Source organism: Paraburkholderia graminis (assembly GCF_003330785.1).
Taxonomy (GTDB): domain Bacteria; phylum Pseudomonadota; class Gammaproteobacteria; order Burkholderiales; family Burkholderiaceae; genus Paraburkholderia; species Paraburkholderia graminis.
In genome coordinates, this window is sequence record NZ_CP024935.1 from 2,445,118 (window position 1) to 2,461,897 (window position 16,780).

A 16,780-nucleotide genomic window follows, 5' to 3' on the forward strand; every position below is an offset into this window, starting at 1 on the left:
CGCGGCGCTTTCGCCGCCTGCCCAAACTACCGTGGCGAGCGGATGCCGCGCGCTGCACACAAAAAGACCCACTACGTTCTTGCTGGAGTAAGTCATGGCTAATGCCTACCTGCAGGTAATCGCGCATTTCTTCGCGAAGCCCGGCCACGGCGACGCGATCGTCAAGCATCTCGCCGAACTCGCCGAGGCGACCCGCGCCGAGCCGAAGAATCTCTACTACGAATTTTTCCGCTCGCCGCTCGAGCCCGATCATTTTGTGATCCTCGAACAGTACAGCGACGCGAACGGACTCGCCGAGCATCGCGAGACTGAACATTTTCAGCGTCTTGGCTTCGGCACGATCATTCCGTTGCTCGAGCGGCGCGAGGTGTCCAGCCACATGGTGCCGGGAGACGCAGCATGACGAACGCATTCCGTTTTCAAACGGTGCCGACGCTCGTCGTCGAATTCGGCGTGGCGCGACGGCTGGGCGCTTTGCTGCGCGCGCAATTTCCCGCGCTTCAGTCTGTGTGCGTGGTGACCGACGGCTTTCTGCACAAGAGCGGCCTGCTGAAGCCCGCACTGGCGGACCTCGCGGCGCATGGCTGGAACGCGACAGTCATCGACGACGTCATCGCCGATCCGCCCGAACATATCGTGCTCGAAGCGACAGCGCGGGCGCGCAGCGCCGGTGCCGAGATCGTGCTGGGGCTGGGCGGCGGCTCGTCGATGGACGTGGCCAAGCTCATCGCCGTGCTCGCGCCACAGCAGGAGCAGCCGCTCAGCGACATGTATGGCGTGAACAAGGTCACGGTGTCGCGCTTGCCGCTCGTGCAGATGCCTACGACCGCGGGGACCGGCTCGGAAGTCACGGCTGTGTCGATCGTGACCATCGGCGAGGCGAAGAAGATGGGCGTGGTTGCCCCGCAGTTGATCGCGGACCTCGCCATTCTCGACGCCGAACTCACGCTCGGGCTTCCAGTGGCCGCAACGGCCGCGACGGGCATCGACGCGATGGTTCACGCGATCGAAGCCTACACGTCCGCGCATTTGAAGAACCCCATCTCGGACATGCTCGCGATCAAAGCGCTGGACCTGCTGTCGCGCAACCTGCTGCCCGCCTGCGAAGACGGCAGCAATCGCGGCGCGCGCGAGGCGATGCTGCTCGGCGCGACCTTCGCCGGACAGGCGTTTGCGAACTCGCCGGTGGCCGCCGTGCATGCGCTCGCGTATCCGATCGGCGGCATTTATCACGTGCCGCACGGGCTTTCCAACGCGCTCGTGTTGCCGCATGTTTTGCGCTTCAACGCTGAATCGGCGGCGACGCTTTATGCGGAACTCGCGGATGTCGTTGTGCCGGGCGTAACGGGCAGCGCTGAAAGCAAGACGAATGCGCTGATCGAAAAGCTCGAACAGATGATCGCCGCCACGGCGATTCCGGCCCGATTGCGCGATGTCGGCATCGAGCGCGAAGGCCTTCCGCGGATGGCCAGCGACGCCATGTTGCAAACGCGCCTGCTCGTGAATAATCCGCGGCCGGTCGCTGAAGAAGATGCGCTGGCGATTTATACGGCTGCGTTTTGACGTTGCGTTGGGCTTCGCGGTTTGGCTGTGGGTCTCGCGCGCTTAGCGCTGTAAGTGCGTGCGCGCGCCGTTACGACGGAGCTGGGCGTTACGTAGCGTGCGCGGGAACATCGGCGCGTGGACCTTTTGTTTTCAGATCGTTTTTGGCATTTAATTCTATGCGTGGCGCCGAAACATTGTTTTGATGCCTCGTTTGTGCGATTTCGCGCCAGGCTCAGCCTATGGCGCGGAGCTTGCAGATATGTCCCCGTCAATAGTCGTTCAACGGGGACATCATGATCAAATTTGCCAGCCGCACTGCTATCGCCGTCGCGGCATCGACATTACTCGCGCTCTACGGCTGCGGTTCCACGCTTAATACGCCGACCAAGAGTCCGCTTACGCCCAACACCAGTGGACTCGGTGGCGGAGGACTTGGTGGGACTTCGGGGAGTTCGGGCGGGTCGGGGACATCTGGAAGTTCGGGCACGTCCGGTAGTTCGAGTAGTTCGGGGACTTCGGGGACTTCGGGTACTTCGGGGACTTCAGGCACTTCAGGCACTTCAGGCACTTCAGGCACTTCGGGTACTTCGGGTACTTCGGGTACCTCAGGCACCTCGGGTACTTCGGGTACTTCGGGTACTTCGGGTACTTCGGGTACCTCGGGCACTTCCGGCACTTCGTCCGGCACAACCTCAGGCACTGGCACTTCAGGCACTTCAGGTACTTCCGGCACCTCCTCGACGCCGATAGGCCAGGTCGTCATCAACGCCAGCAACCTCATTACCGCTGTCGGCACAACCGTCGCCGATACCGGCAGTAAAGTCACCGGCACATCCGTGCCCGGCGTCAACAACGCAACCACCGCGGGCCTCGGCAACGCCGTGACCGATCTTGGCAATGCCGTCAAAGCTCTCGGGGACGGCAGCGCCGCCGGCCTCGGCACGTTGGGCAGCTCGGCCAATCCGCTCAACCCGACACTCGGATCAACGTCAGGCGTCGTGTCCAACGCGGCCGCCGCGGTGACGTCGCTCGGCAGCGCGGTCACGAGCCTCGGCAGCGGACCGCTCGCGCCGGCTGCGCCGCTGACGTCGACGCTCGGCAGCGTCGTCGGCGGCGTCGGAAGCGGCCTGAATGCAGTCGGCTCGGGGCTCGGCACCACGCTGGCCGGCGCGCCCGTGCAACAGGTCGAGACTCAACTCAGCTCGGTCATCAATCCGATAACGGTCGCGGTGTCGAACACGACGCAGACAGTCGGCAATGCAACGGGCCTCGGCTCGCCGCTCAACGCGCTGCTGAACACGGTCGGCAATGGACTCAACTCCGCGGGACTCAGCGTGTCGGCCGCGACCGGCGATCAGGTCGGCAAAGACGTCGGCGGAGTCGTGAGTCAATTGGGCAAGACAGTCACGACCACCGGCGGACTGTTCACGGGAGCGACGACAAATCCGCTCGCGCCGCTTACCGGCGTGCTCGGCCCGCTAGGCGGCGCGACCGCAAGCGGCAGCGTATCCATCCCGCCGTTGACTGGCCTGATCGGCAACCTCGGCTCGCTCGGCGGCAATGCTGGCGCGAACCCGCCGGGCAGCGCTGCGGGTCTGCTCGCGCCCGTAACCGCGCTTCTCGGCACCGCGGGCTCGCTCGGCGGCGCGGGCGGTGGGACGGGTAGCACGGGCGGCAGCGCAAGCGGCCCGCTTGCCCCCGTCACGACGCTTCTGGGATCGCTGACATCGGCAGTCGGCGCGGCCGGCGCGACCGGTGCAACGGGTGCCCCGGGTGCGGCCGGCGGTTCGCAAGCCGGCGCGGCCGCGAATCCGGTCACCGGCCTCATCACCGGATTGACAGGCGGTTCGAGCGGCACGTCGTCAAACACCAACCCGCTTGCGCCGGTGACCAACCTCGTCGGCGGATTGCTCGGCGGCGTCGCCCCTGCGAAGAAATAACCAGTAGCCCGAAGCGGCCGGGACCCAAAACAAAATAACGCCCGGCCGCCGCTTATGTCATGACGACGAGGATGACATGACCTCCAGCATCGAGACCTTTGCGCGTGCCGACGATCCGGCTCCGCGCTCGGCAACGCGGTTTTCCGTGGGCTTATTGGGCATGCTCGCCGGCCTGCTGACGCTGTGGCTCGTGCGCGATAGCACCGCGCTGGACGGCGCCACGCGCAGCACCGTGGCCTGCCTCGCGATCATCGCTACCGTGGGTGCTTACGAGCTGCTTGTCGCGCGCGTCTATTTGCGTCCGAGCGCGGGGCTCACGCGTCGCGCGCTACGGTCGCTCAACATCGCGCGTGTCGCAATGCGTCTTGCGTCCCTGGCCTGTATCTATGCAGGCATCGGCGGGCTTTACTGGCTATTGCCCGAATACCACGGTTCGTTCTATCACCCGTTCTGGTCGCTGATTGGAACGCTCGCACCTTATGTGGCAGTCGCCGCGCCGTTTTACTTCGCGTGGATGGACACGCATCAGCGCGAAACCGACGACGCCTATCTGCTGCTCGCGCGTCTGCTGTTACGCGGCGAACGTCCGTCGAACTGGCGGCCCCTACGCGAAATGCTGGCCGGCTGGATGGTGAAAGCGTTCTTCCTTCCGCTGATGACCGTCTATCTCTCGACCAACGCAGCCCAACTCAACGCTTCGCTTTCCGCCGCATTGAACGCGCCGTTCTCTCTCGCAACGTTTCGCTTCATGTACGACCTCTCGTTTGCAATGGATCTGATGTTCGGCACGGTCGGCTATTTATGCACGCTTCGCATTCTGGACAGTCATGTGCGCAGCGCGGAGCCGACCACGCTTGGCTGGCTCGTTGCGCTCATCTGCTATCAGCCGTTCTGGTCGCTGATTTCCAGTCAGTACATTCGCTACGAAGGCTCGATGTTCTGGGACAACTGGCTTATTTCGATGCCGGTATTACGGATAGTCTGGGGCTCTGTGATCGTGGCGCTATTGCTGTGCTATGCCTGTGCCACGATGTCTTTTGGCTTGCGCTTCTCGAATCTGACCAACCGGGGAATCATCACCTCCGGACCTTATCGCTTGACAAAGCATCCTGCCTATATTGCCAAGAACCTGTCGTACTGGATGGTGAGCGTGCCGTTCATCGAGCCTTTGGGTTGGCAAGTCGCACTCATGCATTGCGCAGCACTCGTTGCAGTCAATCTTCTCTATTTCGTGCGGGCGAAAACAGAAGAAAAGCATCTGATGAACGACCCCGACTATCGTGCATACGCCGAATGGATCGCGAGAAACGGCGTCTTTGCAAAGATAACGCGCGCGTTCCGATAGAAGACGCAGGAGGCAATTTGACCGGACAAAGAACTTTTACTAGCATCGTCAGCCACGCAACTCAACGACTGCGTCCTGCACACAGTCAATCAAGCTGGCCGATGCTAGAAATTCCCCTCTCCGACGCCGATTGGGCGCGAGTCCAGAGTCTATTTCCGGAGCCTGTTGCCACGCGCGGGCGCCCGCGCCGAAGCGACCGCGAGATTCTCAATGCAATACTCTGGTTGCAGCAGAGAAATGAAAAATGGCACCGGCTGCCCGCAACGTTTCCGCCACAGCAAACGTGTTATCTCCGGTATATGGCGTGGAAGAAGTCGGGCGTGCTCGATCAGGTGAACGAGCGCTTGCCTGAGTGCAATGCGGAATACGCTGACGGCTGCGATACGTAACGCATTATCAGGCGGCGCGTGAATGCACTGCCGCCGCCGCACGCGGAAAAGATACGCCGATATGCACACCCTTGCCGCCCTCGCCCGTGTCGAGTGTGATATTGCCTGCATGTGCGTCCGCTATTTCGCGCACGATGGCGAGTCCGAGACCGGTGCCCTCCGTATCCGTCGACGCGCGAAAGAACGGTTCGAATATGCGGCTACGGGACTCGGCGGGAATGCCTGGACCGTCGTCGACCACGCTAACGGTGACGCTATCGGCATCGGCTTTCACTGACACGGTGACATGCCCGCCCCTGCCGGTATAGCGAATCGCGTTCTCCACGAGGTTCGCAATTAGCGCTTGCAACAGGCCGCGGTGTCCTGCCACTGGCGCGCTATCGCAAAGCTCGGCGCCCAGGTCGATCTCGCGGCCTTGCGCGAGCAGCGCGAGATCTTCGACTACTTCGAGGGCTAACGGCACGAGGTCGACTGTCTCGACAACGACCTGACTGTTGTCCGCCGCCTCTGCTTGCGCAAGCAACAGCAACTTGTTGGTGAGCCCGACCATCGACCGGTTACTGCGATGCATGGCGGCGAGCGCTTCGTCGAGCGCGGGATTGACGCCGCCCTGTTGCCGCGCAAACTGCAATTGCGTGCCGAGCAACGTAAGCGGCGTGCGCAACTGATGCGCGGCGTCGGCGATAAAGCGGCGTTGCGCGGCAACCTGCACGCCAAGGCGCGCAATGCATTGGTTAATCGCCTCGACAATGGGCCGCAATTCAGTGTGCAAACGGTCTACGCGAATCGGTTCGAGTTGCATCGGGTCGCGATCGGCAACCTCTTCTTTCACCTTCATCAGCGGACGCAGTTCGAACGTCAAGCCGATGCACACGAGCGCAACGGCCAGTGCGATCATTTCGATCTGCCGCACGAGTTGCGGTTGCCATAACTGCTCGGCCATCGCGTCACGCGAACGCACGGTCTTGCCGACGGTGACGCGCACGCGGCGTGTCGCGCCGTTGTCGTACATGAGCCGCACGATTCCCACAGCACGCACGTCCTGGCCGTAGAGCGTGGTGTCGTAGTGGTCGGGCGTATCGGCCGCTTGCGTGGGGCGCGGCGGAAAGTCCGGCGTGCCCGCAAGCAAATGCCGACCGTCGACATTGACGCTGTAAAAGACTTGATCGCGATAGGGCGACGCAAAAATTTCAAGCGCCGCAGGCGGTACATCCACGCGCAAAAAGCCGTCTACCCATTCCACTTCGCCGGCAATCATTCGCGCGGAAGAAATGAGCTGATTGTCCTGCACGAGATCGGCGGTTTGGCGCGCATTGTCGTAGGCCGCCTTGCCGGTCACGAACACGTACAGTGCAAGCGGCACCAGCAACCACCATAACAAGCGGACCCGCAAACTATTGGTCATCTTCTTTCTTGCGCAGCAGATAACCGAGTCCGCGCAGCGTGACGATAGCCGCAGAACTGCCGTCGAGCTTCTTGCGCAATCGCGAGATGTAGATCTCCACCGCGTCTTCGCTCGGCTCATCGGCGAGCGTGAAAATGGCGTCGACGAGCGCGGGCTTAGTCACCGTTTTGCCGAGCCTCAAGATGAGCGTTTCGAGCACCGAGCGCTCGCGCGGCGTCACATTGAGTGGCGCGCCTTTCAGCGTGAACTGGCGCGTGTCGATGTCGAACGCGAGATCGCCGCACACCACTTCGCTTGCCTTGGACGGCGACTGCCGCCGGATCGCCACCTTGATTCGCGCGATCAGTTCCCGCACTTCGAATGGCTTCACGAGGTAGTCGTCCGCACCGGCGCCGAGCAATTCCACTTTTTCGTCGATGGAACCGCTCGCCGTCAGAATCAGAACCGGCGTGGCGTCTCCTCGTTGACGCAGCCGGCGCAGCACGTTCTTGCCCGACAGCTTCGGCAGATTCAGGTCGAGCAGAATGACGTCGTAGTGATTCGACTGCAGCAAACGGTCTGCCGCGTCGCCGTCCTGCACGGCGTCGAGCGCGAATGCCTCCTGCTCGAGCATCTTCGCGAGCCAGTGCGCGAGCGTGGGATTGTCTTCGATGAGCAGCAGCTTCATGGCGGGAACGGCAAAAGTCAGGGCGTCGATTGTGCCGTAAAAAAAAGGGCTTTGCGCGTATTGCGAGCCGATGTGCCGCGCAGCGCGCGACGCACGCCCCGCGGCACTTCGGGGTTAACACTCATGGTTTCCCTACAGCGCCGAAAGCTCGCAGAAGGTTTTCAATTTCTATAATCGCCGTCATTCATCCAAAAAGCGCCGCGCGCAACATCGGGCGGCGACTAAACCCAGGAGACTGCCTCATGCGTACCTTGCGCCAGATTGCCGCCGTGTCCAGTGTTGCGTTTGCCCTCGCCGCTGCTTCGACCGCCGCTCATGCGGAGAAAATCACGATCATGGTCGGCGGCGCCGCCAAGATCATCTACCTGCCGGCGAGACTCACCGAGCAACTCGGGTACTTCAAGGACGAAGGCCTCGACGTCGAAATTCTTTCGCAGCCGGCCGGCGTGGACGCGGAAAACGAACTGCTCGCAGGCGCGGTGCAAGGCGTGGTGGGCTTCTACGATCACACCATCGACCTGCAGAGCAAAGGCAAGGAAGTCGAGGCGCTGGTGATCTTCGGCCAGGTGCCCGGTGAAGTGGAGATGGTTTCCACGAAAGCCGCGGACACCTTCAAAAGCATGGCCGACGCAAAGGGCAAGACGCTCGGCGTGACGGGCCTCGGCTCATCGACGAGTTTCCTCACGCAGTACCTCGCACAACGCGCGGGCGTGCCGTCCACGCAATACACGCTGCTGCCGGTGGGCGCGGACAACAGCTTCATCGCGGCGATCAAGCAGAACCGGATCGACGCCGGCATGACCACGGAGCCGACAGTCTCGCAGTTGCTGAAGACCGGCGATGCAAAAGTACTGATCGACATGCGCACGCTCGAAGGCACGCGTGCCGCGCTTGGCGGCACCTATCCGGCTTCCAGCTTCTACGTGCAACGCGCGTGGGCCGAATCGCACAAGAGCGACGCCGCCAAACTCTCGCACGCTTTCGCAAAGACGCTGAACTTCATCGCCACGCATAGCGCCGAAGACATCGCCGCGAAGATGCCGAAGGACTACTACGGCAGCAACAAGGATCTGTATATCGGCGCATTGAAGGCCTCGCTGCCGATGTTCACGAAGGACGGCAAGATGCCCGCCGACGGCCCAGAGACCGTGCTGCGAGTACTTTCCGCATTCAATCCTTCGGTGAAGGGCAAGCATATCGACCTCGCCAAGACCTACACGAACGACTTCGTGGCGGCGCCGGTCAAGACCGCGGCGAAGTAACGCCGATCAACAACAAGAGAACTGCGAGGCATCAGCCGATGAATCAACCCATGTCACGCGAGACGCCTGCGATTGAGTTGCGCAACGTGTCTTGCCGTTTCATTTCGCCGGACGGCAAGGCCACCGTTGCGTTGCGCGACTTCAGCATGTCGGTGGCGCGCGGCGAGTTTGTCGCTATCGTCGGCCCGACGGGTTGCGGCAAATCCACGACGCTCAGCATGATTACCGGCTTGCTGAAGCCCACTACCGGCGAAGTTCGCGTGATGGGTGCGCCCGTTGACGGCATCGATCCGCGCATCGGCTTCGTGTTCCAGGCGGACGCGGTGTTCCCCTGGCGCTCGGTCATCGACAACGTCGCGGCCGGTCCGCTGTATCGCGGCCGCTCGAAATCCGCCGCCTACGACGAAGCGAACGAATGGCTGCGCCGCGTGGGCCTCGACAAGTTCAGCAAACATTATCCGCATCAACTTTCGGGTGGCATGCGCAAACGCGTGGCGCTCGCGCAGACCTTCATCAACCGCCCCGAGATCCTGTTGATGGACGAGCCGTTCTCGGCGCTCGACATGCAAACGCGCACGTTGATGCAGGATGAACTGCTGCAATTGTGGGGCGGCGCGGGGTCGGTGGTGTTCGTCACGCACGATCTCGAGGAAGCAATTGCACTCGCCGATCGCGTGTTCGTGCTGACCGCGCGGCCCGCCACGCTGAAGAAGGTTTACGAAATCGACCTGCCGCGTCCGCGCGTCACGTCGGAAGTTCGCTACGACCCGCGTTTCATCGAAATCTCGCGAGACATCTGGCACGACCTGCGCGAAGAAGTGCAGATCGGTTAATCAAGGAAAGGCAAACATGTCGACAACTCCTCAACAGACCATGCCCACGGGCATCGACACTGCTTCGCTCGAACACGTCGAACGGGTCGCGCAAAAACGTATTCGCCAACGTCAACTACTGGTGATTTCTCTGCGTATCGCGGTGCTCGTGGTCGTGCTCGGCGGTTGGGAACTGTCCGCTCGCCTGAAGTGGATCGACCCGTTCTTCTTTTCGATGCCGAGCGCGATTTTCGATCAGATCGTCGACTGGTTCGTGAACGGCACCTCGCAAGGGCCGCTTCTCACGCAGGTCTGGGTCACGCTTGAAGAGACCGGACTCGGCTTCATTATCGGTTCGGTTGCCGGCATATTCTGCGGCATCGTGCTCGGACGTAACAAGCTGCTGTCGGACGTGTTCAGCCTGTACATCAAGATCGCGAACTCGATTCCGCGTGTAGTGCTGGGTTCCGTGTTCGTGATCGCGTTGGGCCTCGGCATGGCTTCCAAAGTCGCGCTCGCGGTGGTGATGGTGTTCTTCGTTGTGTTCGCGAATGCGTTTCAGGGCGTGCGCGAAGCGGATCGCTACATGATTGCGAATGCGCAGATTCTTGGCGCGTCTCGTCGCCAGGTGACGACGTCGGTTGTGATTCCCTCGGCATTGAGCTGGATTCTCGCGAGCTTGCACGTGAGCTTTGGCTTTGCGCTCGTCGGCGCGGTGGTCGGCGAATTCCTGGGCTCGAAGCAAGGTATTGGCCTTTTGATTTCCACTGCGCAGGGCGCGTTCAACGCAAGCGGCGTGTTCGCGGCGATGATCGTGCTCGCCGTCGTCGCACTCGCCGCGGACTATCTGTTGACGGCCGTCGAACAACGCTTGTTGAAATGGCGCCCCGCCGCAGTTTGAAGTTCAGTCGCGTCGCCGTGGTGTAAAAGCACGGCTTGGCAGTAAAAGAAATGCCGTTCGGTCGCCGACCGAGCGGCATTTTTTCTTTGCATCGTTGAGTTGTTGCAAGCGCCGCGCGCGTGCGGGCCTTTCCATGGGACGCTTTCACTAGCGCGCGTTTTGCGCTACGTTTGCAAGCTCACGCATGACAAGTTCAGTCTTGCGTACTTCCTGCTGGAGCGATGCACATGGACGACGTCCCATTCGGCAAAGCGGCACAACAGCAAACCCCTGCGCAGAACGACCCGATTCGCCACGTAGTCGTTCTGCTCATGGAAAACCATTCCTTCGATCAGATGCTCGGCTGCCTCGACGAAGTCCACAAGGATCTGGACGGCGTACGCAACGCTGCGGCGAAAACAAATGACGACGGCAAAGGCCACGTCTTCTCACCTCGTCCCACGTACGCGCGACAAATGAAGCTCGATCCGGATCACCGGCATTCGGCGGTGTTAAGGCAGATCGACGGGGACAACAGCGGCTTCGTACGCTCCTTCACGGACGATTATCCCAAGAGCAGTCTTGCCGCGCGGCAAGACATCATGGGCTACTACCCACGCGGCTTCCTGCCGGCGCTGCATACGCTCGGCGAGCACTTCACCGTTTGCGACCGATGGTTTTCGTCGATGCCCGGCCCGACCTGGCCTAACCGCTACTTCGCGCTTAGCGGCACTTCGAAAGGACGGGTCGGTATGCCGTCCGGCCTCGATGCACTTAATCCGAAGTGGTACACCGAACAGGACCAGGACACGATTTTTGACCGCCTGAACGAAGCGCAAAAACGCTGGCGAGTTTATTTCTACGACTTTCCCGCGTCGTTGCTATTGAAGAATCAGCGGAAGCCCGAGAACCTCGCGAATTACCGCTACTTCGATACGTTCTTCCGCGATGCCGCCGGGGCCGAAGACGCATTTCCCGAGTTTGCACTGATAGAGCCGAAGTACTTCGGCGAGGCCCAGAACGACGATCATCCGCCGCACAACATCATGAAAGCGGAAAAGCTGATCGCGGATACCTACAATGCCCTGCGCTCGAACCAGCCGTTGTGGGAAAGCACTTTATTTGTGATTCTTTACGACGAGCATGGCGGCTTTTACGATCACGTGGTGCCGCCGCCAGATGCGGTGGCGCCAGACGAGCATACGAACGCGTTCGACTTCAAGCGCCTCGGCGTGCGCGTGCCCGCCATTCTCGTTTCGCCGTGGTGCGATAGCGGCGTCTGCCATGCGCAATTCGATCATTGCAGCCTGCTGAAGTATCTCTGCGACAAGTGGAAGATGGCGCCGCTCGGCAAGCGCACTGAAGCTTCGGCAAGCGTCGGACTCGCAATCCGCACTACCGGCGCGGCGCGTACCGATACACCGCAGTTCATTCGCGTGAGCAATCAATCGCTCATTCCCGAGCACGTCGAACTGGAAAAGAAGTCGTCGAATAACAATCAGCAGGGGCTGCACCATTTCGCGGACTTTCTTCACGCGGAACTGGATCGATTGACGACGGAGGCGGTCGTGTCGGCGACGAATGTCGCGCGTGCGCAGAACGGCTGGGTGCGCATGAAAAGCGCGTTAGGTTCGGCGATGATCGGCGTCGGACAGTGGCTTAGCAAAGACTTCTATCAGGCGCGCGATCAACGCGACGCGCGCACGAACCACGCATTCACACGGCTGTCGGAAGGCGCGCATGAGGCTCATCAGGCTCCCGATACACGCGGCGATTGAGAGCGCATATAGGCTCGATAGCTCCAGACGTTTATCTCATTTCCAGCAACGAAGTTTACCGAAATGCGCCATTACTCTCTCCAGTTTGCAGACCTACAATGTAATCACTGGCTGCGAACAACAAGGTTCGTAGCGCAATAAAGACCGAACTGGAGGTAGTTAATCATGAAATCGCTCATTCAAGCCGTTGTTATCGCCACTGTCCTGGCCGCTCCTGTCGCTTCGTTCGCGCAGTCCAATGAGCCCGTGACTCGCGCCCAAGTGCGCGCCGAACTGGTTCAACTGGAAAAGGCAGGCTACGAGCCGAGCCGTGCCGACCGTTACTATCCTGCCGATCTACAGGCTGCACAAAACCGCGTTGCCGAACAGAACGGCACCGCCCAGCCGGCGATATCGAGCTACGGCGGCGCAGTTTCCGGCTCATCGCAATCGGGCCGCACTGGGTCCGCTAATGGCGCGAAGTCCATTTACTTCGGCAACTAAGAAGGAACGGTTCGCGGTTTATCGCGCCGCCAGGGCGCATCCCGTTTGATCCGTTCCAAACGAACTGGCCCGCGACCGGTCATTCCGATCGCGGGCCAGTTCGTTATGTGTTACCTCCGTCATCGGCTACCGATGACTTCGCCTGGATCGCACCGGTCCAGGCGCTTTTTTGCCAATGCCGACAGTTGTGCGTGCAACGAGCCGATTGGCGAATCAGTCGCGAGCGATCAGATCGCCCACTTGGCCGCGGCCCGTGACGAGGCAGCTCGACAGGAAATTTTCACCCTGGCTGCTTGCGCCGGCTTCTCCGAAACCCTTCTTGAACGCGTTCGCCTTGACGAGTTCCGCGCCCTGATGGCACGTGATCGTCCCTACTTCACCGGCCTGCGCGCGCATGAGCGCCCGGTCGGCCAGCAGATAGCCAAGCAACAGCACCACCGCAATATTGAACGCCTGTCTCATGGATCGTCTCCTCCTTCGAGGAGACTAACGCGAACCCTCTGCGCGCGGTGTTAGGGGTTTCCCGATTCTCGCGTGTCTTCTGATGCAGGTTAAATCGCGCGATCACAGGGAGGCCGCGTCAGAAGCGCGCTTCGATGTCCCGAATGCGCTGCTCGATTGATCGACGCACCAATGTATTGGACGAAACTAAAACCAGCGACGACGCGATGATCCCATACACCTTGTTTCGCCGCACCTTCGAAACCTGCTGCGGATCGAGCCACGCCTTGTTGTCCACGAGCAGCAGCAGCGTTTCGAGGCCGATCAGAATCGGCCACAAACATGCGAGCCGCAGGCGCACGGAAAAAGCGGGAATCGCGAGTGTGTAATCGAGCGCCTCACGGAAATGATCGAGCGTCTTGCGCAACAATTCGACCATCAGCGGACGCGCGCGCAGCGAATTGGCCGGCAGCAAAAGATCTTGCGGGCTAAGGCCGTGCTGTTCCAGCATCTTTTGCGGAAGGTAGCAGCGACCAATGCGCAGGTCTTTGCCGCAATCGCGCAATACGTTGGTCATTTGCAGCGCCTTGCCGAAGCGCACACCGCGGGCGGCCATGATGTCCGGCCGCTCCTTCAGCGTGCCGGGCATATGCGCGTAGGTCGTCGTGGTCCAGAATTCGCCGACGCAACCCGCCACCAGATACGTATAGCGGTCGAGCTCACCATATTCGCGCAGCGCCGCGATGCGGCCCGAGCGTTCGTCGGGGAACGTGCGCAGGTCGAATTCCATGCCTTCGGTCAACGTCGACACAATCGCGCGCACGGCCTTGCGGTCCGGCTCGCTCAATTGCGTCAGCACGTCTAGCGCGGGACCGAGCGATTCGAGCAGCAGCTTCTCGTCCGACTGGCTCTGCTGGCCCGCCACTTCAGCGGCCATGCGCTGAAACAGCGCGCCGTCGTTTGCCACGCCGTTGATCTGATCGCGCAATGACAGCAGCAATTGGAGCCGCTGTTCCGGCGCGATCAGTGAGGTATCCGCGATGGTATCGGCGGCACGCGCGAGCAGATAGGCGAGGCCGATTGGATCGCGCATGCCCACCGGCAACACGCGAAGCGTAAGGTAGAACGAGCGTGATACGCCTTTCAGGAGCGGACCGAGAAGAAAGGCCCGGGTCGGAGTCGGCATGGGTGCGATGTCAGTATTGGCAAAATTCAGGCGGTGGGCAATTGTATACGGCAAGCCGCGCTAAGATGCGGGATAGCCTGAATCTCGTGCCGACAATGAGCAAAAACCAGAATTCGACTCTTGAACCCAGCGCCACGCGTACTCGCCGACCCAGCCTGCGGCTCACTTATGTGATCGGCAGCCTCGACCGTATCTTGCGGCGTCGTATGAGCGAAGCCCTCGCGCCGCTCGGCTTGACCCTCGCGCAATTTACCGCGCTCTCCGTGCTTGAAGCGAAAGGGCAAGCGTCGAACGCGCAGCTTGCCGAGCGCTCGTTCATCACCCCGCAATCAGCCAACGAAGTGATGAACGCGATGGCGAGCCGCAACTGGGTGAGCCGCGAGCCCGATCCCACGCATGGCCGCATCGTGCTGCTGCAACTGACCGACGAGGGCCGTACCGTACTGCGCCAATGCGAGCAGGCGGTGAAAATCATTGAAAAGCAGATGCTCGAAGGCATCGAACTGGAAACAGCCGGCACGGTGCAGCGCCACCTCGAAAGTTTCGTACGCAATTTGCGCGGGTAGCGTCGGCAAGCAGTGGCGTCTGATAATGGCGATGACTTCATGCCGCCGCGCCCGATATGCCACGTCGCACGTACTTCTTTTGTACTTTCGGGCGCTTGCCGAACACAACTTTTCAATCTTCGCTGCTTCGTATTCACGCCACTGCGGGTAAACAGCGGGAACGCACTTTGCTGACGTAGTTAGCTTAAGCAACGCACTGACGTCAGCGAGCGCCGCTAGTCGCAGTCCAACCACACACGATAATGAACATTCACGAATCGCCGCCCCTCTCTCGCACTAACGTCGAAACGGGCGTGCCCGGCCTTGACGAGATCCTGGGCGGCGGTCTCGTGCGCGGCGGTGTTTATCTTCTCGAAGGCATGGCGGGCGCCGGCAAGACGATCCTGTCGAGCCAGATCGGCTTTCATCGCGTAAGCCGCGGCGAGAAAGTGCTGTACATGACGCTCATCGCCGAATCGCATGACAAGTTGCTCGCGCACCTGAAAGGCCTGACTTTCTTCGACGAAAAAGCCGTCGCGCAGCAAATGCTTTTTGTCTCCGGCTATCACGAACTGATGCAGGACGGCCTGGACGGCTTTCTGAAACTCATTGCGTCGAGCATTTACGATTACCGGCCGAGCCTGATGATCATCGACGGCTTTCGTAGCGCGCGCGAGTTCAGCGAGACGGAGCTGTCGTTGTCCAAATTCATTCATGAACTCAACGCTCTCGTCGCGGCAATGGACTGCACGACGCTGCTTCTCGCGCCGCTGTCCGGCAACGAGCCGCATCCGGAACATACGCTTGTCGACGGTCTGATCGAACTCAACCGTTATAGCGACGGCATGCGCCGCGCGCGCGAAATCGAAGTGCACAAGATGCGTGCGCGCAATCATCTGATGGGCAAGCACTACTTTCGCATCGCCGAAAGCGGGCTTCTGATGTTCCCGCGTCTCGAAGCGCAATGCGCCGCGCCGAGTGGACCGGTCGATCTTAAAGCACGGGTCGGTTTCGACTTGCCGCATCTCGATGTCATGTTCGGCGGCGGTCTGTCGCAAGGCTCGACCGCGACGTTGATCGGACCGTCGGGCGTCGGCAAGACGATGCTGAGTTTGCAGTTTCTCGCAGCGGGCGTCGCGCGCGGCGAACGTTGTCTGTATCTCGGCTTTTACGAAGGACCGCAACGGCTCCTCGGCAAAGCCGAGGCCGTTTCGATCCCGCTGAACGAAGCGTATGAAGACGGCCGTCTCCTGATTCAATGGCAGCCCGCCATTGAACTCGCCGTCGACGAAATCGCCGCGAAGGCGCTCGCCACCGCGAAGAACATGGGGGCGACGCGCATGGTGATCGACGGAGTGGAAGGCTTCCGCGATTCCGCGTTGCGCGTGGAGCGCTTCGGGTTGTTCCTTAACGCGTTGCTGCATCAATTGCGCGAGGCCGGCATTACGACGCTGGTCATAGAAGAAATGCCGCTCCATTCCGATCACGGCCATTCGAGAACCACGCGCGTTTCGGCACTCACCGAGAACCTCGTGCTGCTCCGTTACGCTGAGACAGACGCGGGACTGCGGCGCGCGATCTCCATCGTCAAGCAGCGCGAAAGTGCACATGATCCGTCCACGCATGAGCTGGTGATCTCATCGCAAGGGCTCGATGTTATCGAAAGCCCGCTCAGCGCCACGGTTTCTTCGGCATCAGGTCTGTCCGCGACGTTGCAGCCGCGGCGACCGGCGTAGCACCCATGAAAACCATTCTGGTCGTGGATGACGAATTCGACATCCTCACGGTATGGCGGCTGCTGCTCGAGCGCCACGGCTATACGGTATTGACCGCATCGAATGGCGCCGTCGCGCTCGAGCAAATACGCAGAACGAGGCCCGACATCATCGTATCGGACTGCATGATGCCGGTCATGTCGGGGCTGCAACTGTGCGCGGCGCTTTACGCCGATCCCGAACTGCGCGACATTCCGATCATTCTATGCAGCGCGGCCGCGGATATTCCAGTGCAACCCAATCCGTCTATCGAATACGCGCGCAAGCCGATCGCGTTCGACGCGTTGCTCGCAATGCTCAAGCGGATGTCGGTGTAGCGCTTCTCTT

Annotated in this window: 17 protein-coding genes; 13 read left to right on the forward strand and 4 right to left on the reverse strand. The window is 61.0% G+C overall.

Annotated elements, in window-relative coordinates:
- Positions 1-94: 94 nt before the first annotated feature.
- The 5 genes from CUJ91_RS29045 to CUJ91_RS35280 all read left to right on the forward strand — a co-directional run bounded on the left by CUJ91_RS29045 (position 95) and on the right by CUJ91_RS35280 (position 5,219).
- Positions 95-403, forward strand: coding sequence for a putative quinol monooxygenase (locus CUJ91_RS29045; RefSeq protein WP_006047209.1), 309 nt, complete (start codon positions 95-97; stop codon positions 401-403).
- Positions 400-1,563: an iron-containing alcohol dehydrogenase gene (locus tag CUJ91_RS29050; protein WP_114157767.1), complete on the forward strand. Its 1,164-nt coding sequence runs from the start codon at positions 400-402 to the stop codon at positions 1,561-1,563. Before CUJ91_RS29045 ends, CUJ91_RS29050 begins: the two co-directional genes overlap by 4 nt.
- Positions 1,564-1,838: 275 nt before the next feature.
- The gene (locus CUJ91_RS29060) at positions 1,839-3,485 is read left to right on the forward strand and encodes a collagen-like triple helix repeat-containing protein (RefSeq protein ID WP_167450676.1); all 1,647 of its coding nucleotides are present in this window, start codon (positions 1,839-1,841) and stop codon (positions 3,483-3,485) included.
- Between the two features lie 76 nt (positions 3,486-3,561).
- On the forward strand, positions 3,562-4,830 hold the full coding sequence (locus tag CUJ91_RS29065; RefSeq protein ID WP_114157768.1) for an isoprenylcysteine carboxylmethyltransferase family protein: 1,269 nt from the start codon (positions 3,562-3,564) through the stop codon (positions 4,828-4,830).
- A gap of 101 nt (positions 4,831-4,931) precedes the next feature.
- On the forward strand, positions 4,932-5,219 hold the full coding sequence (locus CUJ91_RS35280; protein WP_006047215.1) for a transposase: 288 nt from the start codon (positions 4,932-4,934) through the stop codon (positions 5,217-5,219).
- A gap of 7 nt (positions 5,220-5,226) precedes the next feature.
- Here CUJ91_RS35280 and CUJ91_RS29075 read toward each other — a convergent pair whose 3' ends face one another.
- Together CUJ91_RS29075 and CUJ91_RS29080 are read right to left on the reverse strand one after the other, a co-directional pair.
- Complete coding sequence (locus CUJ91_RS29075) at positions 5,227-6,624, reverse strand: sensor histidine kinase (RefSeq protein WP_114157769.1); 1,398 nt, start codon at positions 6,622-6,624, stop codon at positions 5,227-5,229.
- Positions 6,614-7,291 carry a response regulator gene (locus CUJ91_RS29080; RefSeq protein ID WP_053859881.1) on the reverse strand — a complete coding sequence of 226 codons (678 nt, stop codon included), beginning with the start codon at positions 7,289-7,291 and terminating at the stop codon, positions 6,614-6,616. The genes CUJ91_RS29075 and CUJ91_RS29080 overlap by 11 nt, the downstream gene beginning before the upstream one ends.
- Before the next feature lie 242 nt (positions 7,292-7,533).
- Here CUJ91_RS29080 and CUJ91_RS29085 point away from each other — a divergent pair, with 242 nt between their 5' ends.
- From CUJ91_RS29085 to CUJ91_RS29105, 5 genes are all read left to right on the forward strand, one after another.
- On the forward strand, positions 7,534-8,553 hold the full coding sequence (locus tag CUJ91_RS29085) for an ABC transporter substrate-binding protein (RefSeq protein ID WP_006047218.1): 1,020 nt from the start codon (positions 7,534-7,536) through the stop codon (positions 8,551-8,553).
- A 38-nt stretch (positions 8,554-8,591) separates the two neighbouring features.
- Entirely contained in the window at positions 8,592-9,386 is a 795-nt protein-coding gene (locus CUJ91_RS29090) for an ABC transporter ATP-binding protein (protein ID WP_006047219.1), read from the forward strand.
- A gap of 16 nt (positions 9,387-9,402) precedes the next feature.
- On the forward strand, positions 9,403-10,266 hold the full coding sequence (locus CUJ91_RS29095; RefSeq protein WP_006047220.1) for an ABC transporter permease: 864 nt from the start codon (positions 9,403-9,405) through the stop codon (positions 10,264-10,266).
- A 227-nt stretch (positions 10,267-10,493) separates the two neighbouring features.
- On the forward strand, positions 10,494-12,023 hold the full coding sequence (locus CUJ91_RS29100; RefSeq protein WP_114157770.1) for an alkaline phosphatase family protein: 1,530 nt from the start codon (positions 10,494-10,496) through the stop codon (positions 12,021-12,023).
- Between the two features lie 165 nt (positions 12,024-12,188).
- Positions 12,189-12,506, forward strand: a complete 318-nt coding sequence (locus CUJ91_RS29105) for a DUF4148 domain-containing protein (protein WP_114157771.1) — start codon at positions 12,189-12,191, stop codon at positions 12,504-12,506.
- A gap of 213 nt (positions 12,507-12,719) precedes the next feature.
- On the opposite strand, the gene CUJ91_RS29110 is transcribed toward CUJ91_RS29105, so the two are convergent.
- Positions 12,720-12,968, reverse strand: coding sequence for a hypothetical protein (locus CUJ91_RS29110; RefSeq protein WP_107706996.1), 249 nt, complete (start codon positions 12,966-12,968; stop codon positions 12,720-12,722).
- A gap of 118 nt (positions 12,969-13,086) precedes the next feature.
- Positions 13,087-14,133, reverse strand: a complete 1,047-nt coding sequence (locus CUJ91_RS29115) for a squalene/phytoene synthase family protein (protein WP_114157772.1) — start codon at positions 14,131-14,133, stop codon at positions 13,087-13,089.
- A gap of 95 nt (positions 14,134-14,228) precedes the next feature.
- On the opposite strand from CUJ91_RS29115, the gene CUJ91_RS29120 reads away from it, so the two are divergent.
- The 3 genes from CUJ91_RS29120 to CUJ91_RS29130 all read left to right on the forward strand — a co-directional run bounded on the left by CUJ91_RS29120 (position 14,229) and on the right by CUJ91_RS29130 (position 16,770).
- Positions 14,229-14,699 (forward strand): MarR family winged helix-turn-helix transcriptional regulator, encoded by a 471-nt coding sequence (locus tag CUJ91_RS29120; protein WP_181324824.1) that lies wholly within the window; start codon positions 14,229-14,231, stop codon positions 14,697-14,699.
- Between the two features lie 242 nt (positions 14,700-14,941).
- A complete protein-coding gene (locus CUJ91_RS29125; protein WP_006047226.1) occupies positions 14,942-16,414 on the forward strand; it encodes an ATPase domain-containing protein in 1,473 nt (490 codons plus the stop codon).
- Positions 16,415-16,419: 5 nt separating this feature from the next.
- On the forward strand, positions 16,420-16,770 hold the full coding sequence (locus CUJ91_RS29130; protein WP_006047227.1) for a response regulator: 351 nt from the start codon (positions 16,420-16,422) through the stop codon (positions 16,768-16,770).
- Positions 16,771-16,780 lie beyond the last annotated feature (10 nt).